The organism is Variovorax sp. OV084 (assembly GCF_900111625.1).
GTDB lineage: Bacteria > Pseudomonadota > Gammaproteobacteria > Burkholderiales > Burkholderiaceae_C > Variovorax.
On sequence record NZ_FOII01000008.1, the window covers coordinates 71861 to 97957 of the forward strand.

General features: G+C 67.5%; 21 protein-coding genes. 12 read left to right on the forward strand and 9 right to left on the reverse strand.

Going from position 1 to position 26097, the window contains the following annotated elements:
• Nucleotides 1–9 precede the first annotated feature (9 nt).
• The 8 genes from BMW87_RS20645 to BMW87_RS35130 all read left to right on the forward strand — a co-directional run bounded on the left by BMW87_RS20645 (nucleotide 10) and on the right by BMW87_RS35130 (nucleotide 5610).
• The gene (locus tag BMW87_RS20645) at nucleotides 10–303 is read left to right on the forward strand and encodes an acylphosphatase (protein WP_093078359.1); all 294 of its coding nucleotides are present in this window, start codon (nucleotides 10–12) and stop codon (nucleotides 301–303) included.
• 138 nt (nucleotides 304–441) lie between these two features.
• On the forward strand, nucleotides 442–1362 hold the full coding sequence (locus BMW87_RS20650; protein ID WP_093078361.1) for a hydroxymethylglutaryl-CoA lyase: 921 nt from the start codon (nucleotides 442–444) through the stop codon (nucleotides 1360–1362).
• A gap of 3 nt (nucleotides 1363–1365) precedes the next feature.
• Nucleotides 1366–2004, forward strand: a complete 639-nt coding sequence (rhtB, locus tag BMW87_RS20655) for a homoserine/homoserine lactone efflux protein (RefSeq protein WP_093056734.1) — start codon at nucleotides 1366–1368, stop codon at nucleotides 2002–2004.
• Between the two features lie 65 nt (nucleotides 2005–2069).
• Nucleotides 2070–2558 (forward strand): YbaK/EbsC family protein, encoded by a 489-nt coding sequence (locus BMW87_RS20660; RefSeq protein ID WP_093056785.1) that lies wholly within the window; start codon nucleotides 2070–2072, stop codon nucleotides 2556–2558.
• The gene (locus BMW87_RS20665; RefSeq protein WP_093078362.1) at nucleotides 2555–2821 is read left to right on the forward strand and encodes a DUF1289 domain-containing protein; all 267 of its coding nucleotides are present in this window, start codon (nucleotides 2555–2557) and stop codon (nucleotides 2819–2821) included. Before BMW87_RS20660 ends, BMW87_RS20665 begins: the two co-directional genes overlap by 4 nt.
• Complete coding sequence (locus tag BMW87_RS20670) at nucleotides 2818–3474, forward strand: 2-hydroxychromene-2-carboxylate isomerase (RefSeq protein WP_093078364.1); 657 nt, start codon at nucleotides 2818–2820, stop codon at nucleotides 3472–3474. The genes BMW87_RS20665 and BMW87_RS20670 overlap by 4 nt, the downstream gene beginning before the upstream one ends.
• Nucleotides 3475–3646: 172 nt before the next feature.
• On the forward strand, nucleotides 3647–5341 hold the full coding sequence (locus tag BMW87_RS20675; RefSeq protein WP_093056731.1) for an MFS transporter: 1695 nt from the start codon (nucleotides 3647–3649) through the stop codon (nucleotides 5339–5341).
• 119 nt (nucleotides 5342–5460) lie between these two features.
• Nucleotides 5461–5610 (forward strand): hypothetical protein, encoded by a 150-nt coding sequence (locus tag BMW87_RS35130; RefSeq protein ID WP_019656389.1) that lies wholly within the window; start codon nucleotides 5461–5463, stop codon nucleotides 5608–5610.
• Between the two features lie 9 nt (nucleotides 5611–5619).
• Here BMW87_RS35130 and BMW87_RS20680 read toward each other — a convergent pair whose 3' ends face one another.
• Together BMW87_RS20680 and BMW87_RS20685 are read right to left on the reverse strand one after the other, a co-directional pair.
• Complete coding sequence (locus BMW87_RS20680; protein ID WP_093056730.1) at nucleotides 5620–6732, reverse strand: ABC transporter substrate-binding protein; 1113 nt, start codon at nucleotides 6730–6732, stop codon at nucleotides 5620–5622.
• Nucleotides 6733–6917: 185 nt separating this feature from the next.
• Entirely contained in the window at nucleotides 6918–8030 is a 1113-nt protein-coding gene (locus BMW87_RS20685) for an ABC transporter substrate-binding protein (RefSeq protein ID WP_093078365.1), read from the reverse strand.
• Between the two features lie 186 nt (nucleotides 8031–8216).
• Between BMW87_RS20685 and uvrA the strand changes: the two genes are divergently transcribed.
• Complete coding sequence (gene uvrA / locus BMW87_RS20690; RefSeq protein ID WP_093078367.1) at nucleotides 8217–13967, forward strand: excinuclease ABC subunit UvrA; 5751 nt, start codon at nucleotides 8217–8219, stop codon at nucleotides 13965–13967.
• A 43-nt stretch (nucleotides 13968–14010) separates the two neighbouring features.
• On the opposite strand, the gene BMW87_RS20695 is transcribed toward uvrA, so the two are convergent.
• The 7 genes from BMW87_RS20695 to gabT form a co-directional block, all read right to left on the reverse strand.
• Nucleotides 14011–15489, reverse strand: a complete 1479-nt coding sequence (locus BMW87_RS20695; RefSeq protein WP_093078368.1) for an NAD-dependent succinate-semialdehyde dehydrogenase — start codon at nucleotides 15487–15489, stop codon at nucleotides 14011–14013.
• Between the two features lie 49 nt (nucleotides 15490–15538).
• Nucleotides 15539–16498 carry an agmatinase gene (speB, locus tag BMW87_RS20700; protein WP_093078370.1) on the reverse strand — a complete coding sequence of 320 codons (960 nt, stop codon included), beginning with the start codon at nucleotides 16496–16498 and terminating at the stop codon, nucleotides 15539–15541.
• 15 nt (nucleotides 16499–16513) lie between these two features.
• Nucleotides 16514–17332, reverse strand: a complete 819-nt coding sequence (locus BMW87_RS20705; RefSeq protein ID WP_093056725.1) for an ABC transporter permease — start codon at nucleotides 17330–17332, stop codon at nucleotides 16514–16516.
• 34 nt (nucleotides 17333–17366) lie between these two features.
• Entirely contained in the window at nucleotides 17367–18623 is a 1257-nt protein-coding gene (locus tag BMW87_RS20710) for an ABC transporter permease (protein ID WP_093056724.1), read from the reverse strand.
• Nucleotides 18624–18653: 30 nt separating this feature from the next.
• On the reverse strand, nucleotides 18654–19682 hold the full coding sequence (locus BMW87_RS20715) for an ABC transporter substrate-binding protein (RefSeq protein WP_093056723.1): 1029 nt from the start codon (nucleotides 19680–19682) through the stop codon (nucleotides 18654–18656).
• A 61-nt stretch (nucleotides 19683–19743) separates the two neighbouring features.
• Nucleotides 19744–20847 (reverse strand): ABC transporter ATP-binding protein, encoded by a 1104-nt coding sequence (locus BMW87_RS20720; RefSeq protein ID WP_093078372.1) that lies wholly within the window; start codon nucleotides 20845–20847, stop codon nucleotides 19744–19746.
• A gap of 30 nt (nucleotides 20848–20877) precedes the next feature.
• The gene (gabT, locus tag BMW87_RS20725) at nucleotides 20878–22170 is read right to left on the reverse strand and encodes a 4-aminobutyrate--2-oxoglutarate transaminase (protein WP_093078373.1); all 1293 of its coding nucleotides are present in this window, start codon (nucleotides 22168–22170) and stop codon (nucleotides 20878–20880) included.
• Between the two features lie 170 nt (nucleotides 22171–22340).
• On the opposite strand from gabT, the gene BMW87_RS20730 reads away from it, so the two are divergent.
• From BMW87_RS20730 to BMW87_RS20740, 3 genes are all read left to right on the forward strand, one after another.
• On the forward strand, nucleotides 22341–23750 hold the full coding sequence (locus tag BMW87_RS20730; protein ID WP_093056784.1) for an aminotransferase-like domain-containing protein: 1410 nt from the start codon (nucleotides 22341–22343) through the stop codon (nucleotides 23748–23750).
• 149 nt (nucleotides 23751–23899) lie between these two features.
• Nucleotides 23900–24949: an ornithine cyclodeaminase gene (locus BMW87_RS20735; RefSeq protein ID WP_093078375.1), complete on the forward strand. Its 1050-nt coding sequence runs from the start codon at nucleotides 23900–23902 to the stop codon at nucleotides 24947–24949.
• Nucleotides 24950–24985: 36 nt separating this feature from the next.
• On the forward strand, nucleotides 24986–26026 hold the full coding sequence (locus tag BMW87_RS20740) for a histone deacetylase family protein (protein WP_177192818.1): 1041 nt from the start codon (nucleotides 24986–24988) through the stop codon (nucleotides 26024–26026).
• Nucleotides 26027–26097 lie beyond the last annotated feature (71 nt).

Below are 26097 nucleotides of genomic sequence, written 5' to 3' on the forward strand. Positions count from 1 at the left end.
CACCACGCCATGAACAACGACGCCGTCGTCACCCGCCACCTCGCCATCCGCGGCCGCGTGCAGGGCGTGGGTTACCGCTGGTCGATGGTGCAGGCGGCGAAGCGGCTCGGCGTGCGCGGCTGGGTGCGCAACCGGCGCGACGGCAGCGTGGAGGCGCTCGCGGCTGGCGAGGCTGCGGCGGTGGAGGCGTTGATCCGCTGGGCGCACCAGGGGTCGGACGGTGCGCGCGTGGATGCAGTCGACGTGAGCGATGCGGCTACGCACGGCGTGCCCGAGGGCTTCGAGCAGCGCGAAACCGCCTAGTACCCGCCGGCTGGCGCCATTTGCAACCCCGCAGGCGGGCATTGCTACCTTCCGCGGCTTGTGTACCAAGCAGGGCAATTGCATGTGTCGGACAATCGAAGGCGGTTTCTCATCCTCCCGCGACACAAGAGACATCCCATGAAACTCCCCACCAAAGTCAAGATCGTCGACGTCGGCCCGCGCGACGGCCTGCAGAACGAAAAGCAGCCGGTCTCGGCCGAAGTGAAGATCGGCCTCGTGCACCGCCTGCAGGATGCGGGGCTCAAGGAGATCGAGGTCACCAGCTTCGTGAGCCCCAAGTGGGTGCCGCAGATGGCAGACAACGCCGAGGTGATGCACGGCATCAGGCGCAAGCCCGGCGTGCGCTATTCGGTGCTGACGCCCAACATGAAAGGCTTCGAGGCCGCCATCGCTGCGCCGCGCGAAGAGTGGCCCGACGAGATCGTCGTGTTCGGCGCCGCGAGCGAAGCCTTCAGCCAGAAGAACATCAACTGCTCCATTGCCGAGAGCATCGAGCGCTTTGCGCCCGTGGTGGCCGCGGCGCGCGAGAAGGGCATCCATGTGCGCGGTGCCATGTCGTGCACGGTCGGTTGCCCCTATGAAGGCGAGATTGCGCCGGCCAAGGTCGGCTACCTCGCGCAGCTGATGAAGGGCATCGGCGTGCAGCGCGTGGACGTGGCCGACACCATCGGCGTGGGCACGCCGCGCAAGGTGCAGGCGGCGATGGAGGCCACGCTGGCGCACTTCGATGTCGACGCCATTTCCGGCCACTTTCACGACACCTACGGGCAGGCGCTGGTCAACACGCTGGCGGCGCTCGAGATGGGCGTGTGGAACTTCCAATCGTCCTCGGCCGGCCTGGGCGGCTGCCCGTACGCCAAGGGCGCGACCGGCAACGTGGCGACCGAAGACGTGGTCTACATGCTGCACGGCATGGGCATCGAGACCGGCATCGACCTCGACAGGCTGATCGACGCGGGCGTGTACATCAGCGAGGCGCTGGGCCGCGAGCCGAACTCGCGTGCCTCGAAGGCCATTCGCACCAAGCGGGCGGGTTGAAGCATGGACTTGCAAGTCTGGCTCGCATTCCTGGTGGCGAGCTGCGTCATCGCCGTGTCGCCCGGTTCGGGCGCGGTGCTCAGCATGAGCCATGGGCTCAGCTACGGCGTGCGGCGCACCACGGCGACCATCGTCGGGCTCCAGCTGGGGCTCGCCGTGATCCTGCTGGTGGCCGGGCTCGGCGTGGGCGCGGTGCTCACCGCCTCGGCCACCGCGTTCACGGTCATCAAAGTGGTCGGCGCTTGCTACCTTCTGTGGCTGGGCTGGCGCCAGTGGCGCGCGCCCGTTGCGAAGATCGACGGCAACGCGCAGGAGGCGGCCTCCGAGCCCGACCTCACGGCGCCGCAGCGCGTGCTGCGCGGCTTCCTGACCAACGTGACCAACCCCAAGGGCATCGTCTTCATGGCGGCCGTGCTGCCGCAGTTCATCCAGCCGACGCGGCCGCTGTGGCTGCAGCTGCTGGTGCTGCTGGCCACGACGGTGATGGTCGACGTGACTGTGATGCACGGTTACGCCTGGCTGGCCGCGCGGCTGCAGGGCGTGCTTCGCAGCGTGCGCGCCCGGCGTGCGCAGAACCGCGTCTTCGGCGGCGTGCTGATGGCGATGGGCGCATTCCTGTTTGCATTCAAGCGCAGCGCGTAGAGGCTGCGGACCCGTTTCCTCATTCCCCCGGCACCACGGTGCCTGATAGATTCGAATCCATGTCCATGTGCGGCTCTGAACTCCACTCCCTCCCCGAAGGCGTCCAGCGCGTCTCCCGCGTGCTGCAGGACGCCGGCCACCCCCATTCGCCACGCATGCTCGACGACGCCTGCCGCACCGCGCAGCAGGCGGCCGACGCGCTCGGCATCTCCGTGGGGCAGATCGCCAAGAGCATCATCTTCCGCCGCAAGAGCGACGAAGTGGCGGTGCTGGTCATCACCTCGGGCGACAAGCGCGTGGACGAGAAGAAGGTCGATGCGCTGGTCGGCAAGACCGGCCGCGCCGATGCCGACTTCGTGAAGGCGCGCACCGGCTTCACCATCGGCGGCGTCTCGCCCGTGGGCCATGTGACCAAGCCCGTGGTGCTGATCGACCGCGAGCTGTTCCGCTTCGAGGAAATCTGGGCGGCCGCGGGCCATCCGCATGCGGTGTTCCAGCTGCGCCCGCATGACCTCGAAAAGCTCACCGGCGCGCCGGTGGCGGACGTGGTGTGAATTTCGACGAGGCCGAAACGCTCGCCGAACGCGCCATGGCCGTGCAGGCCATGGCGCAAGACGTGCCCTCGCCGTGCTCCTCGGTGTGCCGCATGGACCGCCTGAGCGGCTTCTGCGAAGGCTGCCTGCGCACCATTCCCGAGATCGCGGGCTGGAGCAAGATGGAAGACGAAACGCGGCGCCATGTGTGGCGAGCGATAGAGTTGCGGGCCAAGGCCGGCATCTGGCGGGCTCCAGCCGACACAGGAGACAGGCACGCATGAAGCACATCGACTTCTATCTCGACTTCATCTCGCCCTACGCGCATCTCGCGTTCGAACACCTGCCCGAGGCGCTCGAAGGCCTGAACTACAGCGTGGCGTACAAGCCGGTGCTGCTGGGTGCGCTGCTCAAGCAGCACGGGCAACTCGGCCCGGCAGAGATTCCGTCGAAGCGCAGCTGGACGTATCGCCACGTGCTCTGGCTGGGCCATGCGAACGGCATCGAGATCGAGATGCCGGCCTCGCATCCTTACAACCCGCTGGCTCACCTGCGGCTCGCGCTGTCGACCAGTGACGACGGCAGCATCAGCCGCCTTGTGGCAGAGACCGTCTTCCGCCACGTGTGGCGCGGCGGTGAAGAGCCTGGCGACGCCACGCGCCTTGCTGCGCTCACTGCACAGCTGAAGCCGAAGCGCGAAGCGAACAGCGACGAGAGCAAGGCCCTGCTCAAGCGCAACACCGACGAGGCCCTGCAGCTCGGCGTGTTCGGCACGCCGGCCTATGTGGTCGATGGCCGCCTGTTCTGGGGCTTCGACGGCCTCCAGATGCTGCGTGCCTATCTGATGGGCGACGCATGGTTCGACGGCCCGCAATGGACCTTGGCCGACCAGCGCCCATCCCTGCTGCGCAGCAGCAAGAACCAGGCACCTAGGTAAAACCCGGTAAGGGCCAAATTTCTTACAGGCTGAAACGCGCTGCGCGGGTTTCACCCTAATCCGTAAGCGTCGGTTCAGTTTCGCGCAAGGCTCGGGTCAGTCGCGCCTCCAAGAATGCCTCACGGTCCCGAATGCCGGGAACCGCAACGAACGCATACACAGGAGATGACCAATGGCAGCCACACTAGATTCGAGGGGAGTGCCGCATCCGGCCCCCCGGCCCATGTCAGCGGAGGAGAAGAAAGTCATCTTCGCCTCCTCGCTCGGCACCGTGTTCGAGTGGTACGACTTCTACCTCTACGGTTCGCTGGCCGCGATCATCGCGAAGCAGTTCTTCAGTGGCCTGGATGCGGGCGCGGCCTTCATCTTCGCGCTGCTGGCGTTCGCCGCCGGCTTCCTGGTGCGTCCGTTCGGCGCCATCGTGTTCGGCCGCCTGGGCGACATGATCGGGCGCAAGTACACCTTCCTGGTGACGATCCTGATCATGGGCCTGTCGACCTTCATCGTCGGCCTGCTGCCCAGCTACGCGACCATCGGCGTCGCGGCGCCGGTGATCCTGATCGCACTGCGCATGCTGCAGGGCCTGGCGCTCGGCGGTGAATACGGCGGTGCCGCCACCTACGTGGCCGAGCACTCGCCGCACGGCAAGCGCGGCGCCTACACCTCGTGGATCCAGACCACGGCAACGCTCGGCCTGTTCCTGAGCCTGCTGGTGATCCTGGGCGTGCGCGAATGGCTCGGCGAAGCGGTGTTCAACGACTGGGGCTGGCGCATTCCGTTCCTGGTGTCGATCCTGCTGTTGGGCATCTCGGTGTGGATCCGCCTGTCGCTGAGCGAATCGCCGGCCTTCCAGAAGATGAAGGCCGAGGGCAAGACCTCGAAGGCGCCGCTGTCCGAGTCGTTCGGCGAGTGGAAGAACCTGAAGATCGTCATCCTGGCGCTGGTCGGCCTCACCGCAGGCCAGGCGGTGGTCTGGTATTCGGGCCAGTTCTACGCGCTCTTCTTCCTGACTGCGCAGCTGAAGGTCGATGCGACCACGGCCAACCTGATGATCGCCGCCGCGCTGCTGCTCGGTACGCCGTTCTTCGTGGTGTTCGGCACGCTGTCGGACAAGATCGGCCGCAAGCCGATCATCATGGCCGGCTGCCTGCTGGCCGTGGTCACCTACTTCCCGGTCTTCAAGATGCTGACCGAAGCCGCCAACCCCGACCTGGCCCGCGCACAGGCCACGGCCGCCGTCACGGTGACGGCCGACCCGGCGACCTGCTCGTTCCAGGGCAATCCGGTGGCTCGCGAGATCGACTTCCGCAGCTCGTGCGACATCGCCAAGCGCTACCTCGTGCAGAACTCGGTGAGCTATGAGAACGTGGCCGGCGCGCCGGGTTCGAAGGCCATCGTGAAGATCGGCGACAAGTCGGTCGAGGCGCCGGTCGGCAACGTCGCGAACTCCAAGTTCGACGAGAACTCCGCCAAGGAAATCGCTGCCTTCAAGAAGGGCGTGGCCGAAGACCTGAAGGTTGCGGGCTACCCGGCCAAGGCCGACCCAGCCAAGATCAACAAGGTGATGACGGTGCTGCTGCTGTTCTGGCTGGTGCTGCTGGTGACCATGGTCTACGGCCCGATCGCGGCGATGCTGGTCGAGCTGTTCCCCACGCGCATCCGCTACACCTCGATGAGCCTGCCGTACCACATCGGCAACGGCTGGTTCGGTGGCCTGCTGCCGACCACGGCCTTCGCCATCGTGGCCTCCACCGGCAACATGTACAACGGGCTTTGGTATCCGATCATCATTGCCGGCATCACGCTGGTGGTGGGCACGATCTTCATCCGCGAAACCAAGAACGTGGACATCTACGCGAACGACTGAGCGTCGCTCGCACAGGAGGGCGCCATGCCCTCCGTTCAACAAAGAGGCTTCATGCCAACCGCATGAGGCCTTTTTCTTGAACCCCTCGAATCAATCAACCTCGTCAGGAGACAACACCCATGTGGAAACTCGTCGTCGGCTTCGTCATCTTTGCCGCCATTGCTCTGTACGTGATCTCCAAGGCCGGCGACAAGGTCGACATGTCGGGCGAGAAGCACGGTGGCGATACCACCACGCACGAGCCTGCGCCCGCCGCTGCGCCCAAGTAAGGCGCCGCCTTATCTCTTGAATTTGCCGTCGCTGACGATCGACAGGTCTACGAAGTCGATGCCCGTGTGGTCCGTCGGCGAGTAGCTCACGTCGAGCCCGCCGCCCACGTCGTACTGGAAGTTGTTGAGCGTGGCGATGAGCTTTGCGCGCGTGGGCTTCGGGCCCGTGCGGCGCAGCGCCTCCACCATCACCTTGGTGGCGACGAAGCCTTCGAGCAGCGCGGGCGACAGGTCGTTCTGGCCCTTGGCCTTGGCCAGCGCCAGCGCTTCCTTGATGAGCGGGTGGCCGAAGGAGCGCTCGTAGGGCAGCACCTGCGTGATGATCACGCCGGCACTCGCCGAGCCCAGTTCCTTGATGAAGCCCGAGGCCGCGTTGTTCGACAGCGTGATGATCTGCGCCGCCGAGCCCGCGGCGCGCAGCGCCTTGATGCCGTCGGTCACGGCAGTGCCCGAGCCGATCCACAGCACCGCCTGCGCGTTGGCCTTGGTCAGCTGCGGAACGATCGCCGCGAAGTCGGGCTTGTTGCGGTCGGCCAGCGCGACCACGGCCGGCTTCAGGTTAGCCTTCTCGAAGCCCTTGTTCGCGCCTTCCATCGCGTCCTTGCCGAAGGAGTCGTCGGCTTGCACCACGGCGATGCGTTGGATGCCGGTGGTCTGCAGGTGCTGCACGGCCTTCTCGGCCTCGCGCTGATAGGTCGAGCGCACGTTGAAGATGTTCTTCTGCAGCGGCTTGTGCAGCGCCATCGCACCCGTCGAAGGGCCGACCAACGCCACGCCGTACTTGTCGAGCAGCGGAATCACCGCGAGCGTGTTGGGCGTGCCGCGGTTGAGCAGCAGCGCGACGACCTTCTTGTCTTCGATGAGCACGCGCGTGTTTTCCAGCGAGCGCTTGGCGTCGAGGCCGTCGTCCATGCGGATCACCTCGATCTGCTCGCCGTTGATGCCGCCCTGGGCGTTGACCTGGTCGATGACCAGTTGCGAGCCCATGATGGTTTCCTTGACGCTGGCCGCCACCGGCCCCGAAAGATCGGCCGACTGGCCAATCAGGATCTGGGCCGATGCGCCCGGGGCCGCCATGGCCAGGAGCAGCGCCACGGCGCAGGACGTGAACGTCTTTTTCATCGAGCAAAGCCTTTCCACGAAGCGGAGTGCTTCTGTCAGCAGGTGTGTAATGTGTTGCTGAACGTCACTTGCCGCCAGTTCGCGGAAACCCTGTCAAACCAAGGTTTGCAGAATGCCCAGAGCCAACGGCCCGCCGGTTTTGCCGGCGGGCCGTTGGTTCGAAAGGCGTAGTCGAGGGGCGGGGCTCAGCGCTTGAAGCGCCCGTCGCTGATGATCGAAAGGTCCGCGAAGTCGATGCCGCTGTGGTCCTGCGGCGAATAGCTCACTTCAAGCCCGCCGCCCAGGTCGTAGCCCTTGAGGCCTTCGAGCGCAGCGACCATCTTCGCGCGCGTGGGCTTGGGGCCCGCGCGGCGCAGCGCCTCCACCAGCACCTTGGCCGAGGCGAAGCCTTCGAGCATGGCCGGCGACAGCTCCGCCTGGCCCTTGGCCTGTGCGAGTGCCTGGGCTTCCTTCACCATCGGCTGGCCGAGCGAGCGCTCGTTCGGGAACACCTGCGTCACGATCACGCCCTTGCTCGCGTCTCCCAGCTGCTTGATGAAGCCCGAGGAGGCGTTGTTCGACAGCGTGACCACCTGCGCCGCCGAGCCGCCCGCGCGCAGCGCCTTGATGCCGTCGACCACGGCAACGCCCGAGCCGATCCACACCACGGCCTGCGCATTGGCGTCCTTGATGGCCGGCACGATGACCTTGTAGTCGGGCTTGTCGCGGTCGGCCGGAATGGTCACGACCGGCTTGGCCTTGCCCTTGGCGAAGCCGGTCATCGCGCCTTCGAGTGCGTCCGTGCCGAACGAGTCGGTCACGTGCACCACCGCGATCCGCGTGAGGCCGATGGTCAGCAGGTGCTGCACCGCCTTCTCGGCCTCGCGCTGGTAGGTGGCGCGCACGTTGAACACGTGCTTCTGCAGCGGCTTGTGCAGCACCATCGCGCCGGTGGAGGGGCCGATGAGCGCCACGTCGTACTTGTCGAGCCACGGGATGATGGCCTGCGAATGCGGCGTGCCGCGGCTCATGAACAGCGCCAGCACTTTCTTGTCTTCGATCAGCACGCGAGCGTTTTCGCTGGCGCGCTTCACGTCGAAGCCGTCGTCCATGCGCAGTATTTCGATCTTCTCGCCGTGGATGCCGCCCTGGGCGTTGACCGAATCGATCAGCAGCTGCGCGCCGCCGATGGTCTCGTTCACGCTCGCGGCCACCGAGCCGGTCACGCCGGTGGTCTGGCCGATCAGGATCTGGGCCGACGCACCCACGGCGCTGAGGGCCAGCAGGGCGGCGGCGCAAAGCATGCGCGTCTTTGTCATGGAAGTCTTTCGAGGGAATGCAGGAACTGGCGCGGAAACATGTGAAAACAAATGTCGTATTTGTTTCTGAAAGTGTCTGAAACTCCATCCGGACAAACCCCTGCGCGGCCACCGACCTTGTGACGCAATGCGCAAACCCGTCATGTAGCACTCCCTAGAATGTTTGCCCCACCCCCCAAGGCACTCATGACACAGGGCTCCATCCGGATTCGCGGCGCGCGCCAGCACAACCTCCAGAACCTCGACCTCGACATCCGCACCGGCGAGATGACGGTGGTCACCGGGCCCAGCGGCTCGGGCAAGTCCAGCCTCGTTTTCGACACCCTCTACGCCGAAGGCCAGCGGCGCTACGTGGAGACCTTCTCCGCCTACGCCCGCCAGTTCCTGGACCGCATGGACAAGCCGGCCGTCGACAAGGTGGAGGGCGTGCCGCCCGCCATCGCCATCGACCAGACCAACCCGGTGCGCTCCTCGCGCTCCACGGTCGGCACGATGACCGAGCTGAACGACCACCTGAAGCTGCTCTTCGCGCGCGCGGCCAACCTGTTCGACCGCGAAACCGCGCTGCCGGTGCGCCACGATTCGCCCGACAGCATCTACGCGCAGATCGTCGAGCGCGCGGCCGCGGCGGGCGATCCGCGCCTCGTGGTCACCTTTCCGGTCGAGTTGCCCGCGAGCACCACGGCCGAGGAAGTCACGCAGTGGCTGTCGGCCAGCGGCTTCACGCGCGTGCAGGCGGAGCGCGAGGTGGCCACGCCCACCGGGCCGCGCAAGGTGCTCGACGTGGTGGCCGACCGCTTCCGCGCCTCGAGCGCTGAGCGCTCGCGCGTGGTCGAGGCCATCGAGGTGGCGCTCAAGCGCGGCAGCGGGCGCGTCACCGTGCACGCCACGGGCGCCGAAGAAAACGCACCGACCGATGTGTGGAAGTTCTCCACCGGCCTGCACTGCCCCGAGAGCGACATCCGCTACGCCGACCCGATCCCGTCGATGTTCTCGTTCAACTCGGCCGTGGGCGCCTGCGAAACCTGCCGCGGCTTCGGCCGCGTGATCGGCGTCGACCTGGGCCTGGTGATTCCGAACGACAAGCTCACGCTGCGCGCCGGCGCCATCAAGACCATCCAGACGCCCGCCTGGAAGGAAGCGCAGGACGACCTCATGCGCCACGCCGAAACCGCCGGCATCCCGCGCGACACCCCCTGGAACAAGCTCACCGACGAGCAGAAGTACTGGGTGATCGAAGGCACGCCCAACTACAAGGAAGGCAACTGGAACAAGCAGTGGTACGGCGTGCGGCGCTTCTTCGGCTACCTGGAGAGCAAGGCCTACAAGATGCACATCCGCGTGCTCTTGTCCAAATACCGCAGCTACACGCCGTGCCCCACCTGCAGCGGCGCGCGCCTGAAGCTCGACAGCCTGCTGTGGCGCATCGGCAGCAAGGAAGACGCCGACGCGGTGCTGCCGCCCGAAAAACGCTTCATGCCCACGGGCGCCAAGTGGACGCGCGCGCAGCTCGAAGCCCTGCCGGGCCTGTGCCTGCACGACCTGATGCTGCTGCCCATCGAGCGGCTGCGCAGGCTCTTCGACCGCGTCGAGCACCACGGCAACGGCCACACGGTGAGCGAAGGCGAAACGCAGGCGCTGAAGCTGCTGTTCGAAGAAATCACCACGCGCCTGCGCTACCTGCACGACGTCGGCATCGGCTATCTCACGCTCGACCGCCAGAGCCGCACGCTGAGCGGCGGCGAAGTGCAGCGCATCAACCTCACGACGGCGCTTGGCACCTCGCTGGTCAATACGCTCTTCGTGCTCGACGAGCCCAGCATCGGCCTGCACCCGCGCGACATGAATCGCATCACCGAGGCCATGCTGCGCCTGCGCGATGCCGGCAACACGCTGGTGGTGGTCGAGCACGACCCGGCCGTGATGCTCGCCGCCGACCGCGTGATCGACATGGGCCCGGGCCCCGGCGCGCGCGGCGGGCAGATCGTGTTCGACGGCACCACCGACCAGCTGCGCGACGCCGATACGCTCACCGGCCAGTACCTGGGCGGGCGCAAGAAGATCGGCATGGGCTTCAAGCGGCTCGTGAGCGAGAACACGCACCGGCTCATTCTCGAAGGCGTGCGCGAGCACAACCTGAAGAACATCGCGGTCGAGTTTCCGCTGGCGCGCCTGGTGTGCGTCACCGGCGTCAGCGGCTCGGGCAAGTCCACGCTGATACAGGACGTGCTGGCGCCCGCGCTGATGCGCCACTTCGGCAAGGCCACGGAAACGCCCGGCGCGCACGACCGCATGCTCGGCGCCGACCACCTGGGCGACGTTGTGTTCGTCGACCAGTCGCCCATCGGCAAGACCGCGCGTTCCAACCCCGCGAGCTATGTGGGCGCGTGGGATGCCATCCGCGAGATCTTCGCCACTGCGGCGCTGTCGCGCCAGCGCGGCTACACCGCGAGCAAGTTCAGCTTCAACTCCGGCGACGGGCGCTGCCCGACCTGCGGCGGCTCGGGCTTCGAGCACGTCGAGATGCAGTTCCTGTCCGACGTGTACCTGCGCTGCCCCGATTGCGACGGCAAGCGCTACCGCCCCGAAATCCTCGAAGTGCGCGTGGAGCGCAAGGGCAAGAGCTACAACGTGGCCGACGTGCTCGACCTCACCGTGGCCGAAGCGGCCACGGTGTTCGAGGCCGACCGCGACGTGCTGCGCGTGCTGCAGCCGATTTCCGACGTGGGCCTGGACTACGTCAAGCTCGGCCAGCCCGTGCCCACGCTGAGCGGCGGCGAGGCGCAGCGCCTGAAGCTCGCGGGTTTCCTGGCCGAGGCTGCCAAGAGCGCGACCTCGAGCAAGCAGTCGGTGGCGCGCAAGGGCACGCTCTTCCTGTTCGACGAGCCGACCACCGGCCTGCACTTCGACGACATCGCGCGGCTGATGCGTGCGCTGCGCAAGCTGCTCGACGCCGGCCATTCGCTGATCGTCATCGAGCACAACCTCGACGTGATCCGCGCGAGCGACTGGCTCATCGACCTCGGCCCCGAAGGCGGCGAGGGCGGTGGCCAGGTGGTGGCAGAAGGCACGCCGGAGCAGCTGCGCGAGAACCGCGCCTCGCTCACCGGCGCCGCGCTGGCCGACTACGAGCTGGCCATCGGCCCCGACGCCTACAAGGTGGCCGAGCGCGCCGCGCGCCGCTACATCGCCAATGCGAAGACGGCGCCGGGCAGCAACGCGATCGAGATCGTCAACGCGCGCGAGCACAACCTGAAGAACCTCAGCGTCGACATTCCGCGCGGCAAGTTCAGCGTGGTGACCGGCGTGAGCGGCTCGGGCAAGTCGACGCTGGCCTTCGACATTCTTTTCAACGAAGGGCAGCGCCGGTACCTCGAATCGCTCAACGCCTATGCGCGCAGCATCGTGCAGCCGGCAGGCCGGCCCGAGGTGGACGCGGTGTACGGCATTCCGCCGACCGTGGCCATCGAGCAGCGCCTGTCGCGTGGCGGCCGCAAGAGCACGGTGGGCACCACCACCGAGGTGTGGCACTTCCTGCGGCTGCTGTACGTGAAGCTGGGCATCCAGCACTGCATTCACGACGGCGCTGCCGTGCAGCCGCAGACGCCCGACAGCATCGCCGCGCAGCTGATGCGCAACTTCAAGGGCCAGCACATCGGCCTGCTCGCGCCGCTGGTGAGCAACCGCAAGGGCGTGTACACCGAGCTGGCCGACTGGGCGCGCCCGCGCGGCTTCACGCACCTGCGCGTGGACGGCGACTTCCTGCCGACCACCGGCTTCCCGCGCATCGACCGCTTCAAGGAGCACAGCATCGAGCTGCCCGTGGCCAGCCTCGACGTGCTGCCATCGAAGGAGACCGAGCTGCGCGAGGCGCTGACCAAGGCGCTCGAACACGGCAAGGGCGTTGTGCACGTGCTGAGCCAGCTTGACGGCCTGCGCGCCGCGATGATGGCGGGCGTGTCCGCCGCCGGCATCGGCCGCGTGAACGTGTTCTCCACGCTGCGCGCCTGCCCGGTGTGCAGCACCAGCTACGCCGAGCTCGACCCGCGCCTGTTCAGCTACAACAGCAAGCACGGCTGGTGCCCCGATTGCGTGGGCACGGGCGTCAAGCTCAGCAAGGACCAGCGCAAGGTGTTCGACGACTCCGTGCTGGCCGACGACAACAAGGGCCGCGAGCAGACCTTTGCAGAACCCGAGGTCGAGGACCTGGCCGACGTGGTCTGCCCGACCTGCGAGGGCACGCGCCTGAACGCCACGGCCCGCGCCGTGGGGTTCGGCACCGCGGCCGACGGCTCGGGCGGCATCGGCATCACCGAGCTGGCGCGCATGAGCGTGACCGAGGTGCGCCAGTGGTTCGAGGGGCTGACGCTCACGGGCCGCGAGGCGGAGATCGCGCGCGACCTCGTGCCCGAGATCAAGAGCCGGCTCGAATTCCTCGAAGAAGTGGGCCTGGGCTACCTCACGCTCGACCGTGGCGCGCCCACGCTTTCAGGCGGCGAGGCGCAGCGCATCCGCCTGGCGGCGCAGCTCGGCAGCAACCTGCAGGGCGTGTGCTACGTGCTCGACGAGCCGACCATCGGCCTGCACGCGCGCGACAACCAGATCCTGCTCGACGCGTTGCACAAGCTCGGCGACAAGGGCAACACGCTGGTGGTGGTGGAGCACGACGAAGACACCATCCGCCGCGCCGACCACATCATCGACATCGGCCCGAGCGCGGGCAAGCGTGGCGGCCGGCTGGTGGCCGAGGGCTCGGTGGCCGACATCCAGAACGCCGGCGATTCGCAGACCGGCCGCTACCTGCGCGATGCCATCAAGCACCCGCTGCAGGCGCGCCGCCTCGTGCCTTCGCCCAACCCCAAGGCCACGGACAACGGCGAATGGCTCACCGTGCACGGCGCCGACCTGCACAACCTGCAGGACGTGACCGCCACGCTGCCGCTGCATCGCCTGGTGGTGGTCACGGGCGTCAGCGGCTCGGGCAAGTCGACGCTCGCGCGCGACGTGTTGCTGGCCAACGTGCATGGCATCGTGGTGCAGCGCATGACCAAGGCGGGCCGCGATGCCGACGCCGCCGGCAAGCGCCCGGCGTGGGCCGGCTGCAGCAAGGTCGAGGGCTACGAGACCATCGACCGCGTGCTCGAAGTCGACCAGACGCCCATCGGCAAGACGCCGCGCAGCTGCCCGGCCACCTACATCGGCTTCTGGGACACCATCCGCAAGCTCTTCGCCGACACGCTCGAAGCCAAGGCGCGCGGCTACGGCCCGGCGCGCTTCAGCTTCAACACCGGCGAAGGTCGCTGCCCCGGTTGCGACGGCGCGGGCGTGCGCACCATCGAGATGAGCTTCCTGCCCGACGTGAAGGTGCCCTGCGAGGTGTGCCACGGCGCGCGCTTCAACCCCGAGACGCTGGCCGTGAGCTGGCGCGGCAAGAGCATCGGCGACGTGCTGAAGATGGAAGTCGACGAGGCCGTCGAGTTCTTCGCGAGCATGCCCAACATCGCCCACCCGCTGCAGCTGCTGAAGGATGTGGGGCTCGGCTACCTCACGCTGGGGCAACCCTCGCCCACGCTCTCGGGCGGCGAGGCGCAGCGCATCAAGCTGGTGACCGAGCTGAGCAAGGTGCGCGACGACATCACCCGCCGCGGCCAGAAGGCGCCGCACACGCTGTACGTGCTCGACGAGCCGACCGTGGGCCTGCACATGGCCGACGTCGAGAAGCTGATCCACGTGCTGCACCGGCTGGTGAACGGCGGCCACAGCGTGGTGGTGATCGAGCACGACCTCGACCTGATCGCCGAGGCCGACTGGATCCTCGACCTCGGGCCCGAGGGCGGCAACGCCGGTGGGCGCATCGTCGCGGCGGCGCCGCCGGAAGAAGTGGTGCGGCTCGGCACGCACACCGGCGTGGCCTTGGCGCCAGTGCTGGCGCGATAGACAGGGCAGGGCGGGGCTTGCCCCCGCCTTCTTCCTCCTCCTCTTATTTCTGGATATCGCCCAGGCAGAGGTACTTGATCTCCACGTAGTCGTCCATGCCGTGGTGCGAGCCTTCGCGCCCCAGGCCCGACTGCTTCACGCCGCCGAAGGGCACGTGCTCGGTGGCGATCACGCCGGCGTTGATGCCGACCATGCCGTATTCCAGCGCTTCCGCCACGCGAAAGATCCGGCCCACGTCGCGTGTGTAGAAGTAGCTCGCGAGGCCGAACTCGGTGTTGTTTGCCGCGTCGATGCCGTCCTGCTCGGTCTTGAAGCGGAACACGGGCGCGAAGGGGCCGAAGGTTTCTTCGCGTGCGCACAGCATGTCGGGCGTGGCCTCGGCAATCACGGTCGGCTCGAAGAACTGGCCCTGCATCCTGTGGCCGCCCGCCAGCACCTTGCCACCCTTGGCAATGGCGTCGGCCACATGGCGCTGCACCTTGTCGATGGCCGCATCCTCGATCAGCGGGCCCTGCGTCACGCCGTCCTCGAAGCCGTTGCCGACCTTGAGCGCCCTGACCTTGGCCGCGAACTTCTCGACGAAGGCGTCGTAGATGCCTTCCTGCACATACAGCCGGTTCGCGCACACGCAGGTCTGGCCGGCGTTGCGGTACTTGCTCGCGATGGCGCCTTCGACCGCCGAATCCACATCCGCGTCGTCGAACACCAGGAAAGGTGCGTTGCCGCCCAGTTCCAGCGACAGCTTCTTGACCGTCGGCGCGCACTGGCTCATCAGGATGCGGCCCACTTCGGTGGAGCCAGTGAAGCTCAGGTGGCGCACGACGTCGCTCTCGCACAGCTCCTTGCCGATCGCGATGCTGTTCTGGCTGTCGGCCGTGAGCACGTTGAGCACGCCCGCCGGAATGCCGGCCCGCACGGCCAGCTCCGCAGCGGCCAGCGCGGTCAGCGGCGTGAGTTCGGCCGGCTTGATGACCACCGTGCAGCCCGCGGCCAGTGCCGGCGCCACCTTGCGGGTGATCATGGCCAGCGGAAAATTCCACGGCGTGATCGCCGCGCACACGCCGATGGGCTGCTTCATCACCAACAGGCGGCGGTTGTTGTCGAACTGCGGCAGCACCTCGCCGTTCACGCGCTTGGCTTCCTCGGCAAACCACTCGATGAAGCTCGCGCCGTAGGCGACCTCGCCCTTGGCTTCGGCAAAAGGCTTGCCCTGCTCGGCGGTCATCAGGCGGCCCAGGTCTTCGGTGTTGGCGATCAGCAGGTCGAACCACTTGCGCAGCACGATGCTGCGCTCCTTGCCGGTCTTGCCGCGCCAGGCGGCGAGCGCCTTGTTGGCGGCGGCGATGGCGTGCGCGGCGTCTGTGCGCGTGAGGTTGGCCACGTCGACCAGCTTCCGGCCGGTGGCCGGGTCGTTCACGTCGAAGCGGCTCGCGCCCGCAATCCACTCGCCTGCGATCAGCGCATCGGTCTTGAGCAAGGTCGGGTCGTTCAGCAGTGCCAGGGGAGATGTCTTCGTGTCCATGGTGTCGTGTTGTCTCTAAAGAAATGAGTAGCCGGTGCAAGCACCCGGTTCAGCGGAAAGGTACGCCGGGAAGCACGCAGAGCATTTCGTAAAGCAGATTGGCCCCGAGCAGCGCAGTGTTTCCGCTCGTGTCGTACGGCGGGCTGACCTCTACCAGGTCGGCGCCCACCACGTTCAGCCCGCGGCAGCCGCGCACGATCTCCAGCGCCTGCGGCACGGTGAGCCCACCGATCTCCGGCGTGCCGGTGCCACCGGCGAACGAGGGATCGATGCCGTCGATGTCGAAGCTGATGTAGACCGGATGCGTCGGCCCGATGCGCTCGCGCACCTGCGCCATCAGCGGCGCCAGCGACTGGTACCAGACCTCGTGCGCCTGCACCACTGTGAAGCCCTGTTCGCGCGGCCAGTCGAAATCGTCCGCCGCATAGCCGGTGCCGCGCAGGCCGATCTGCCAGACCTTGTCGCAGGCCAGCAGGCCCTCTTCGACGGCGCGCCGGAACGGTGTGCCGTGCGCGATGCGCTCGCCGAACATGTCGTCGTTCACGTCCGCATGCGCATCCACATGCACCAGCGCCACCGGGCCATGTTTGCGCGCCAATGCGCGCAGGATCGGCAACGCGATGGTGTGGTCGCCGCCCAGCGTCAGCGGCGCGCAGCCGGCGGCCAGCACCGTGTCGTAGAAGTCCGAGATGATGTCGATCGATTTTTCGAGCGAATAGGTGTTGATCGGCACGTCGCCCAGGTCGGCCACGTTCAGCTTGTCGAAAGGCGCCGCGCCGGTGGCCATGTTGTAGGGCCGCAGCAATGCCGACTCCGCACGGATCTGGCGCGGCCCGAAGCGCGCGCCCGGCCGGTTGGAAGTGCCGATGTCCAGCGGCACGCCGATGAATGCCGCGTCCAGCCCTGCCGGAGACGTTGCAGCGGGCAGCCGCATCATCGTGCCGGGGCCGGCGAAGCGCGGCATGGTGTTGCCGCCCAGCGGCTGGTTCGGTGTTGTGGTGGTGGGCATCGTGCGTGTGCGGGTTCAACGCCGCCGGCCGCGCAGCCATTCGAGCGCGAGCAGCAGCGTGGTGGTGAAGATGATCAGCAGCGTCGCCACGGCGGCGATGGTGGGCGAGATGTTCTCGCGGATGCCGGTGAACATCTGGCGCGGCAGCGTGACCTGGTCCGGCCCCGCGAGGAACAGCGTGACCACGACCTCGTCGAATGAAGTGGCAAAGGCGAACAGCGCGCCCGAGATCACGCCCGGCGCAATCACCGGCAGCGTGACGCGCATGAAGGTCCTGAACGGTGTCTCGCCCAGGCTCAGCGATGCGCGCACCAGGTTCTGGTTGAAGCCGGCCAGCGTGGCGAGCACCGTGGTCAGCACGAAGGGCGCGCCCAGCGCCGCATGCACCACGATCAGCCCGAAGTAGGTGTCGGCCAGGCCGATGGGCGCGAAGTAGAGATACGTGGCGACGCCCACCACCACGATCGGCACCACCATCGGCGAGATCAGCACGCTCATGAGCAGGCCCTTGAAGGCGAAGCTCGTGCGCGACAACCCCACCGCCGCCAGCGTGCCCAGCACGGTGGCCAGCACCGTGGCGGCCGGCGCGACGATGAAACTGTTGCGCGCCGCGCGTGCCCACTCGGGCGATTCGAAGAGGTTGCGATACCACCGCAGCGACCAGCCGGGAATCGGGTAGGCCAGGAACGAACTGTCGGAGAACGACAGCGGAATCACCACCAGGATCGGCGCCAGCAGGAAGGCCAGCACCGCGACACAGCCGCCGCGCACCAGCCACCAGCCGAGCTTGTCGGCGAAGGTGGCATAGGCCGGGAATTGGGGAAGCTTCAACATGCTTGTCTGTCTTTCATGCGGCTTTTCGTGCTACTCAACCGAGGCTCAGCTCAGCCTTGCCGATGCGGCGGTACACGGCATACAGAATCAGCGTGGCGACCAGCAGCACGGAGCCCAGTGCGCACGCCATGCCCCAGTTGATTTCGACATTGGTGTAGCGCGCGATGTAGTAGCTCAGCATCTGGTCGTCCGCGCCGCCGAGCAGCGCCGGCGTCACGTAGTAGCCGATCGCCAGGATGAAGACCAGCAGCGCGCCGGCGCCGATGCCCGGGTAGGTCTGCGGCACGTACACGCGGAAGAAGGCCGCCAGCGGCGAGCTGCCCAGCGAGACGGCCGCGCGCAGGTAGGTGGGCGGCACGCTCTTCATGACGCTGTACAGCGGCAGGATCATGAAGGGCAGCAGGATGTGCACCATCGCGATGATCACGCCGGTGCGGTTGAACAGCAGCGCCAGCGGATGGTCGATCAGGCCGATGCCCATGAGGCCCCGGTTGACCAGCCCCTCGGACTGCAGCAGCACGATCCAGGCCGCCACGCGCACCAGGATGGAAGTCCAGAACGGCACCAGCACCAGGATCATCAGCACGTTGGCCTTGCGCGCGGGCAGCGTCGACAGCCACCACGCCAGCGGATAGGCCAGCAGCAGGCAGAAGAAGGTGACGACGGCGCTGATCTGGAAGGTGCGCAGCAGGATGCCGGCAAAGGCGCGCTGGTCGGCGGGCATGCGCTCGACCTCGCCGGCCACGTCGCGCCGCAGGTCGACCGAGGCGAGCAGGTAGTCGGGCGTCCAGCGCGAGCCGTTCTTGGCAATCGCCTGCCAGTACGGCGCCTCGCCCCAGCGCGGGTCGAGCTCCAGCATGCGCGCCTTGACCTCTTCCGGCGTGCCGGCAATCGGCAGCGCACGGAAGGTGCCCATCACCAGCGAGCGGGCGCCGGCGATCTCGGTGTTGAGGCGGCGCGCCAGGGCGCCCGCGTCGGAGCTGTCGGGCAGCTGGGCGAGATCGGCCGCGATGGCTGCAAAGGCCGCTGGCGCGGGCGCCTCCTTGCGGTTCCAGCCGTCGAGAGCGCGCACGGTGCGCGGCAGCGCGTTGGCCACCTCGGGGTTTTCTACCGCACGCTGCAGCAGCGCCACGATGGGCACCAGCAGCGTCAGCAGCAGAAACACCAGCAGCGGCACCGTGAGCGCAAACGCGCGCCACTTTCGGCGGGCTTCGGCGCGCGCCAGCGCACGCCGCAGTTCGCCGGGCGGCGCTTCTGCTGGAACCAGGGGGACAGACGTTGCCGCGTGCATGGACTCTTTCGCGCTCGCTCGTTTGCCCGTTTACTGCGTGGCCCAGGATGCGAAGCGCTTCTCGAGCGCCTCGCCCTGGTCGGCCCAGAAGCCGACGTTGAACTGCAGCGCATCCTTGGCGTTGGTCGACGAGGTCGGCAGGTCGGCCAGCACCTTGCTGCTCAGCGAAGTCAGCGCCTTGGTGTTGGTGGGGCCGTAGGCGATGTTCTGGGCATAGACCGCCTGGTTGGCCGGTTGCATCGCGAACTGGATGTACTTCAGCGAGGCTTCCTTGTTCGGTGCGCCCTTCGGGATCACCAGGTAGTCGAGGTCGTAGATGCCGCCCGGCCAGTAGATCTTGAGGTCGCGCCCTTCGCGGTTGGCCGCGTCGATGCGGCCGTTGTAGACGGTGGTCAGCACCACGTCGCCGGCCACCAGGAACTGCGGCGGCTGCGCGCCGGCCTCCCACCACTGGATGTTCGGCTTGAGTTCGGTGAGCTTCTTGAATGCGCGGTCGGCGCCTTCCTTGGTGCCGAGCACCTTGTAGACATCGGCCGGCTTCACGCCGTCGGCCATGAGCGCGAACTCGAGGTTGTAGCGCGCGCCCTTGCGCATGCCGCGCTTGCCGGGGATCTTCTTCACGTCCCAGAAATCGGCCCAGCTGCTGGGCGCGGTCTTGAGCTTCTCGCCGTTGTAGGCCATCACGGTCGACCACACGAAGAGGCCCACGCCGCAGTCGGTGACGGCGGCCGGCAGGAAGTCGGCCTTGCTGCCGATCTTGGAATAGTCGAGCTTCTCGAACAGGCCCTCGTCGCAGCCGCGTGCCGCGTCGGGCGACTCGACCTCGACCACGTCCCAGGTGACCTTCTTCGTCTCGACCATGGCCTTGATCTTGGCCTGCTCGCCGTTGTATTCGACCGGAATGATCTTGGTGCCGGTCTTCTCGAAGGGCTCGTAGTAGGCCTTCTTCTGCGCATTGGCGTTGGCGCCGCCGAAGTTGACCACGGTGAGCTGCTGCTGGGCAAAGGCCGGCAGTGCGAAGCTGGCGGCGACGGTGCAGGCGAGGAGAGTCTTTTTCATGGTGGAAGTCTTCCTGGGTGATGAAAGCAAAGAAAGGAAACGAGGGAACAACAAGCCGGATTCAGGAGGCATAGATGCGCGCATGCGCCGTCGGAAATTCGAGCACCACCGCTTCGCCGGCCTGCGGCGCGGCGGCACCTTCGAGGCCGTTCAGCGGCAGCTTCACGGTGGCTTCGGCCTGGTCGCCGCCGACGCTGCACAGCAGCCGCAGGTGGTCGCCGAAGTAGATGACGCGCGCCACCTGGGCGGCGAGCATGTTGGCGCGCGGCGCGGGCGGACTGCGGTGCAGCACCACCCGCTCGGGGCGGATGCAGGCCTCGACGGTCGCGCCCGCGGCAGCGCCGCTGACGTTGAGCCCGTGCAGCACGCGGCCGTCGGGCAGCTTCATTTCTGCATGCTCGCCACTGCGGCCCTGTTGGCCCAGCTGGCCCTTGAGCACCGTGTTGTCGCCGACAAAGCCGGCCACGAAGCGGTTGGAAGGCGTCTCGTACAGCCGGTCGACCGTGTCCAGCTGCTGGATCACGCCTTCGTTGAACACCGCCACGCGGTCGCTCATGGTGAGCGCCTCGCCCTGGTCGTGCGTCACGTAGACGAAGGTCACGCCCAGCTGGCGGTGCAGGTCCTTGAGCTCGATCTGCATGTGCTCGCGCAGCTGCTTGTCGAGCGCGCCGAGCGGCTCGTCCATCAGCACCAGCTGGGGCTCGAACACCAGCGCGCGCGCCAGCGCCACGCGCTGCTGCTGGCCGCCCGAGAGCTGGCCGGGCAGGCGGTCGGTCATGCCGCGCAGCTGCACCATGTCGAGCGCGCGCTGCACGCGGCGCTGCTGCTCGTCCTTGGGCACCTTGCGCACGGTGAGCGGATAGGCCACGTTCTGGCCCACGCTCAGGTGCGGAAACAGCGCGTAGTTCTGGAAGACCATGCCGAAGTTCCGCTTGTGCGGCGGCGTGCCGGTGATCTGCTTGCCGTCGAGCAGGATCTCGCCCGAGGTCGGCGATTCGAAGCCCGCCAGCATCATCAGCGTGGTGGTCTTGCCCGACCCCGAAGGCCCGAGCAGGCTCAGGAACTCGCCACGGTGAATGTCCAGATCGAGCTGGCGCACCACCAGGTGTTCGCCGTCGTAGGTTTTCTGGACGCGCTGGAAGCGCACCAAGGGTTCTGCTGTCATGGAGGAGGAATTAAGGAAAGGATCTGTCGATCAGCGCAGTGCGGCGAAGCTGTCCGCGAGAAGCGCCAGGCCTTCGTCCACAAGCAAGTCGGATGCCGTGAGCGGCACCAGTACGCGAATTACATTGCCGTAGGTGCCGCATGACAGCAGGATTAACCCGCGCCGCGCCGCCTCCGCGACCACCTTGCGGGTCAGCGCGGCATCGGGGTGCGACGTGTCGCCCTGCTCGAACAGCTCGACGGCCACCATGGCGCCGAGCCCGCGCACGTCGCCGATGGCAGGCACATCGGCCGCGATGCGGCGCAGGCCGGCCGTGAGCCGCTCGCCCAGCGCCCGGCTGCGCGCCAGCAGTTGCTCGTCGTCGAACACTTTCAGCACCGCGAGCGCCGCGGCGCAGCCGATGGGGCTGCCGGCATAGGTGCCGCCCAGGCCGCCGGGCGCGGGGGCGTCCATTACCTCGGCGCGGCCCACCACGCCGGAGATGGGGAAGCCGCCCGCCATCGACTTGGCGGTGGTGATCAGGTCGGGCGCCACGGGCCACTGCTCGCTGGCGAACCAGGTGCCGGTGCGGCCCGCGCCGGTCTGCACCTCGTCGGCAATGATCAGGATGCCGTGGCGGTCCGCCAGCGCGCGCAGGCCTTCGACGAAGTCGTTGGGCGCCACGTAGAAGCCGCCCTCGCCCTGCACCGGCTCCAGGATGAAGGCCGCCACGCGCTCGGGCTCGATGTCGTTCTTGAACAGCAGCTCGACCGAATGCAGTGCATCGTCCACGCTCACGCCGTGCAGCGCATTCGGGTACAGCGCATGGAACACCTCGCCCGGGAACGGGCCGAAGCCGATCTTGTACGGGGCCACCTTGCCGGTGAGGCCGAGCGTCATCATCGTGCGGCCGTGGTAGCCGCCGGTGAAGGCAATGACGCCGGGGCGCCGGGTGTGGGCGCGGGCGATCTTGACGGCGTTCTCCACCGCCTCGGCGCCGGTGCTCAGGAAGATCGACTTCTTCGCGAACGCGCCCGGTGCCAGTGCATTCAGGCGCTCGGCCAGCTCCACATAGGGCTCGTAGGCCACCACCTGGAAGCAGGTGTGCGAATAAAGATCTACCTGCGCCTTGACGGCGGCGCTGATCTCCGGATGGCAGTGGCCGGTGTTGAGCACCGCGATGCCGCCGGCGAAGTCGATGTAGCGGCGGCCCTCGACGTCCCACAGTTCGGCGTTGGCGGCCCGGCTGACGAAGATTTCATGGGCCTGGCCGACGCCGCGGGCGACGGCCGCATTGCGGCGGGCCATGAGGGCGGCGTTGCTGAGGTGGGGTTCGCGTTGCATGGTACGACCTGTGCTTTGGTGCTGTGAAGAAGGAATCCCGGCACTCTAGGTCGCGCGATTCGATCCAGCCATGTACACCGGAAGTGATCGCCCGGAAGACTGTACTGGTCTTGTATCCTGTACATACTTTCCTCAATATGGTGCAGGCCGGACTGCCGGAGACACCCCCGATGCTCATTCTTCGCCCCGAACAGCCGACGCCGCTGGTAAGCCAGATCGTGGAAGGGCTGCGCGGACTGATAGGCGCCCAGAAGCTCAAGGCCGACAGCAAGCTGCCGTCGATCCGCGCCTTTGCCGCGGCCCACGGCGTCAGTGTCTTCACGGTGGTCGAGGCCTACGACCGGCTGGTGGCGCAGGGCCTGCTGGTCTCGCGCGCCAACGCGGGCTTCTTCGTCAAGCGGCGCAGCGAAGACAGCGCCGCCGGTGCGGCCAGCGTGCCCCGCCCGGACCCCCGCTTCGACGCCCGCTGGTATCTGCAGCAGATCTTCGAGAACCGCAACCTCCCGCTCAAGCCCGGCTGCGGCTGGCTGCCGCACGACTGGCTGTTCGAGGACGGCATGCGCCGCAGCCTGCGCCACCTGGCCTCCGAAGGCACCGACATCGGCGGCTACGGCCTGCCCTTCGGCCACATGGCGCTGCGCATGGCAACGGCCGAGGCGCTGTCGGAGCAGCAGATCGTGGTCGAGGCTGCGCAGGTCCTGCTGACCCAGGGTTCCAGCCAGGCGCTGGACCTGGTCGCGCGCCGCCTGCTGAAGCCGGGCGATTCGGTGCTGGTGGACGACCCGGGTTATCCGAACCTGATGTTCATGCTGCGCTTCCTGGGCGTGGAGATCATCGGCGTGCCGCGCACCCCGACGGGCTACGACATGCCCGCGCTCGAGGCGCTGCTCGCGGTGCACCGGCCCAAGGCCTTCTTCACCCAGCCCCGGCTGCAGAGCCCGACCTGCTCGATGGCTTCGCTGCCGCAACTGGTGCAACTGCTCCAGCTGGCCCAGACGCACGATTTCACGCTGGTAGAGAACGACATCTACGCCGAGATGGACGCATCGATGCGCCCCTCGCTCGCCAGCCTGGGGCAACTGCGCCGCGTGGTCTACGTGGGCAGCTACTCGAAGACCATCTCGCCGAACATCCGCGTCGGCTATGTGGTCGCCCAGCCGGAGCTGCTCGAAGAGCTGGCGCAGCTCAAGATGGTTTCGGGCCTCACCTCGTCCGACATCACCGAGCGCCTGGCCTTCGGCACCGTGACCGACGGCCGCTGGCGCAAGCATCTCAAAGCCCTGCGCGACAGGCTCGCGCAGGCGCAAGGCAGTGTCGCGAGGCGGCTGGACGGGCTTGGCTTCGAGCTGTTCCATGAAGCCGCGGCCGGCATGTACCTGTGGGCCCGGCACCCGGACATTGCCGACAGCGCCGAGCTCTCGCGGCGCGCCGCGGCGGAAGGCATCATGCTCGGCCCGGGCCAGCTGTTCCTGGTCAACCCGCATCCCACCGGCTGGCTCCGATTCAACGTGGCCTTCAGCGAAGACGAGCGGCTGTGGCGCTTTCTTGAGCGCAACATCGAAGAGCACAGGCACGACTGACGGTTGGCAGGACCGGGGCTCGCAAAGGCCAGCAAGCAGGCGCACAATGGCTCGAACCCTTGGCGCAGGCGCATCCTGAATCAGCCATGGTGGAGTGAACATGTGAGGGGATGAAGCGCCGTGCCGGGGGCTACGCAAGGAGCCGCGCCATGACCCGCTTCATCGATGTTCACAGCCTGGTCCGCCTGGTGGACGAGACAGGCATTCCCCAGTTCCTCACCGCGCTGGCCGACGCGCTGCGCGACGACTTCCTGCGGTGGCGCGAGTTCGACAAGAAGGCGCGCGTGGCCAGCCATTCGCACCTGGGCGTGATCGAGTTGATGCCCGTGGCCGACGACGGCGCCTATGCCTTCAAGTACGTCAACGGACATCCGCACAACACGCAGGTCGGGCTGCCGACAGTCATGGCTTTCGGCGTGCTGGCGGAAGTCGATACGGGCTATCCGGTGCTGCTGTCGGAGCTCACGCTCACCACCGCGTTGCGCACGGCCGCCACCTCGGCGATGGCGGCGCAGGCCTTGGCGCGACCCGATTCGCGCAGCCTCGCGCTGATCGGCAACGGCTCGCAGAGCGAGTTCCAGGCACTGGCTTTTCATGCGCTATTGGGCATCGAAGAAGTGCGCGTGTTCGACACCGACCCGCACGCCACCGACAAGCTGGTGCGCCACCTGTCGGCCTGCACGTCGCTGGACATCGTGCGCGCGCACTCCGTGGCCGAGGCGGTGCGCGGCGCCGACATCGTCACCACCGTCACCGCCTGCCAGGGGCGTGCGACCGTGCTCACGCCCGACATGATCGAGCCCGGCATGCACATCAACGCCGTGGGTGGCGATTCGCCCGGCAAGACCGAGCTGCACCCCGACGTGCTGCGCAAGGCGCGCGTGTTCGTCGAGTACGAGCCGCAGACCCGCGTCGAGGGCGAGATCCAGCAGATGCCCGCCGACTTTCCGGTGCACGAGCTGTGGCGCGTGCTGCTCGGCGAAGTGTCCGGCCGCGAGACCCCCGCACAGGTCACGCTGTTCGATTCGGTGGGCTTCGCGCTGGAGGACTACACGGCGCTGCGCTACATCCAGCGCCTTGCCACGGAGCGCGGCATCGGCCAGCAGATTGCGCTGGTGCCCGAGCTCGATGACCCGAAGGACTTGTTCGGCCTCACGGCCTCGGGCCGGCGACGGGCAGTGCTGCGGCGTGCGGCATGATGGGCGGCTTCATCACCGCCGATCCTGCTTTTTTCCATGCTCACCATCTACAACGACCAGCACGTTCTTCATCAGGGCAAAGTCGAGATGTTCCGCGGCGAACTCGTGCCGTGCTTCGAGGTGCCTGCCCGCGTCGACCATGTGAAGCATGAGCTGGAGCGCAGGGGCCTCGGCGCGCTGCAGACGCCCGACGCCTTCGACGAGGCGCTTCTGGCCAAGGTGCATGCTCCGCGTTACCTGGACTTCATCGCGCATGCATGGGAAGAGTGGGTCGCGCTGGACCCGACCAACGTCTCGCGTGATGCGCTGCCTTCGTACTGGCCCACGCGCGGCATGCGCACCGACGTGCTGCCGAAGAGCTTTCCGGCGCGCATGGGGCTGTTCTCTTTCGATGCGGGCACGCCGCTGATGGCCGGCAGCTGGGCGGCGGCGCGGCATGGCGCGGCCTGTGCGTGGACCGCGGCGCAGCGCGTCATTGGCGGCGAGCGCGCTGCCTTCTCGCTCTCGCGGCCGCCGGGTCACCATGCCGGCGCCGACTTCTTCGGCGGCTATTGCTTCATCAACAACGCCGCCGTCGCGGCGCAGGCGCTGCGTGACGCGGGCGTCGAACGCGTGGCCGTGCTCGATGTGGACTACCACCACGGCAACGGCACGCAGGCCATCTTCTACGAGCGCAGCGACGTGCACTTCGCGAGCCTGCACGGCGACCCGCTGACCGATTACCCGTACTACCTGGGCCACGCCGACGAGCGCGGCGCGGGGCAGGGCGAGGGTTTCAACCACAACCTGCCGCTGCCGCGCGGCACGGACTTCGCGGCCTGGCGCGCGGCGCTGAAGACCGCGCTCGAGCGCATCGCGGCGGTGAAGGCCGGCGCGCTCGTGGTCTCGCTCGGCGTCGACACCTTCGAGGGCGATCCGATCTCGGGCTTCAAGCTCAAGAGCGACGACTACCTGCGCATGGGCGAAGACCTGGCGCGCGCGGGACTGCCGACGGTGTTCGTGTTCGAGGGCGGCTATGCGGTGGCCGAAGTGGGCGTGAATGCTGTGAACGTGCTCGAAGGTTTCGGGCAGGCGTAGTCAGCACATGCCGCGCTGACGCGCAGGCGACTCGGATGCCGCGAATGGCCCTGTTTTCCCCGGGAAATCAG

Excerpts from the sequence above, each read along its gene's own strand:
- BMW87_RS20720 (WP_093078372.1), bottom strand. The coding sequence starts at position 20,847 with ATGACAGCAGAACCCTTGGTGCGCTTCCAGCGCGTCCAGAAAACCTAC.
- BMW87_RS20730 (WP_093056784.1), top strand. The coding sequence starts at position 22,341 with ATGCTCATTCTTCGCCCCGAACAGCCGACGCCGCTGGTAAGCCAGATC.
- BMW87_RS20670 (WP_093078364.1), top strand. The coding sequence starts at position 2,818 with ATGAAGCACATCGACTTCTATCTCGACTTCATCTCGCCCTACGCGCAT.
- speB (WP_093078370.1), bottom strand. The coding sequence starts at position 16,498 with ATGCCCACCACCACAACACCGAACCAGCCGCTGGGCGGCAACACCATG.
- BMW87_RS20710 (WP_093056724.1), bottom strand. The coding sequence starts at position 18,623 with ATGCACGCGGCAACGTCTGTCCCCCTGGTTCCAGCAGAAGCGCCGCCC.
- BMW87_RS20695 (WP_093078368.1), bottom strand. The coding sequence starts at position 15,489 with ATGGACACGAAGACATCTCCCCTGGCACTGCTGAACGACCCGACCTTG.
- BMW87_RS20675 (WP_093056731.1), top strand. The coding sequence starts at position 3,647 with ATGGCAGCCACACTAGATTCGAGGGGAGTGCCGCATCCGGCCCCCCGG.
- BMW87_RS20645 (WP_093078359.1), top strand. The coding sequence starts at position 10 with ATGAACAACGACGCCGTCGTCACCCGCCACCTCGCCATCCGCGGCCGC.
- BMW87_RS20685 (WP_093078365.1), bottom strand. The coding sequence starts at position 8,030 with ATGACAAAGACGCGCATGCTTTGCGCCGCCGCCCTGCTGGCCCTCAGC.
- gabT (WP_093078373.1), bottom strand. The coding sequence starts at position 22,170 with ATGCAACGCGAACCCCACCTCAGCAACGCCGCCCTCATGGCCCGCCGC.
- rhtB (WP_093056734.1), top strand. The coding sequence starts at position 1,366 with ATGGACTTGCAAGTCTGGCTCGCATTCCTGGTGGCGAGCTGCGTCATC.
- BMW87_RS20735 (WP_093078375.1), top strand. The coding sequence starts at position 23,900 with ATGACCCGCTTCATCGATGTTCACAGCCTGGTCCGCCTGGTGGACGAG.
- BMW87_RS20660 (WP_093056785.1), top strand. The coding sequence starts at position 2,070 with ATGTGCGGCTCTGAACTCCACTCCCTCCCCGAAGGCGTCCAGCGCGTC.
- BMW87_RS35130 (WP_019656389.1), top strand. The coding sequence starts at position 5,461 with ATGTGGAAACTCGTCGTCGGCTTCGTCATCTTTGCCGCCATTGCTCTG.
- BMW87_RS20650 (WP_093078361.1), top strand. The coding sequence starts at position 442 with ATGAAACTCCCCACCAAAGTCAAGATCGTCGACGTCGGCCCGCGCGAC.
- BMW87_RS20705 (WP_093056725.1), bottom strand. The coding sequence starts at position 17,332 with ATGTTGAAGCTTCCCCAATTCCCGGCCTATGCCACCTTCGCCGACAAG.
- BMW87_RS20715 (WP_093056723.1), bottom strand. The coding sequence starts at position 19,682 with ATGAAAAAGACTCTCCTCGCCTGCACCGTCGCCGCCAGCTTCGCACTG.
- BMW87_RS20740 (WP_177192818.1), top strand. The coding sequence starts at position 24,986 with ATGCTCACCATCTACAACGACCAGCACGTTCTTCATCAGGGCAAAGTC.
- uvrA (WP_093078367.1), top strand. The coding sequence starts at position 8,217 with ATGACACAGGGCTCCATCCGGATTCGCGGCGCGCGCCAGCACAACCTC.
- BMW87_RS20680 (WP_093056730.1), bottom strand. The coding sequence starts at position 6,732 with ATGAAAAAGACGTTCACGTCCTGCGCCGTGGCGCTGCTCCTGGCCATG.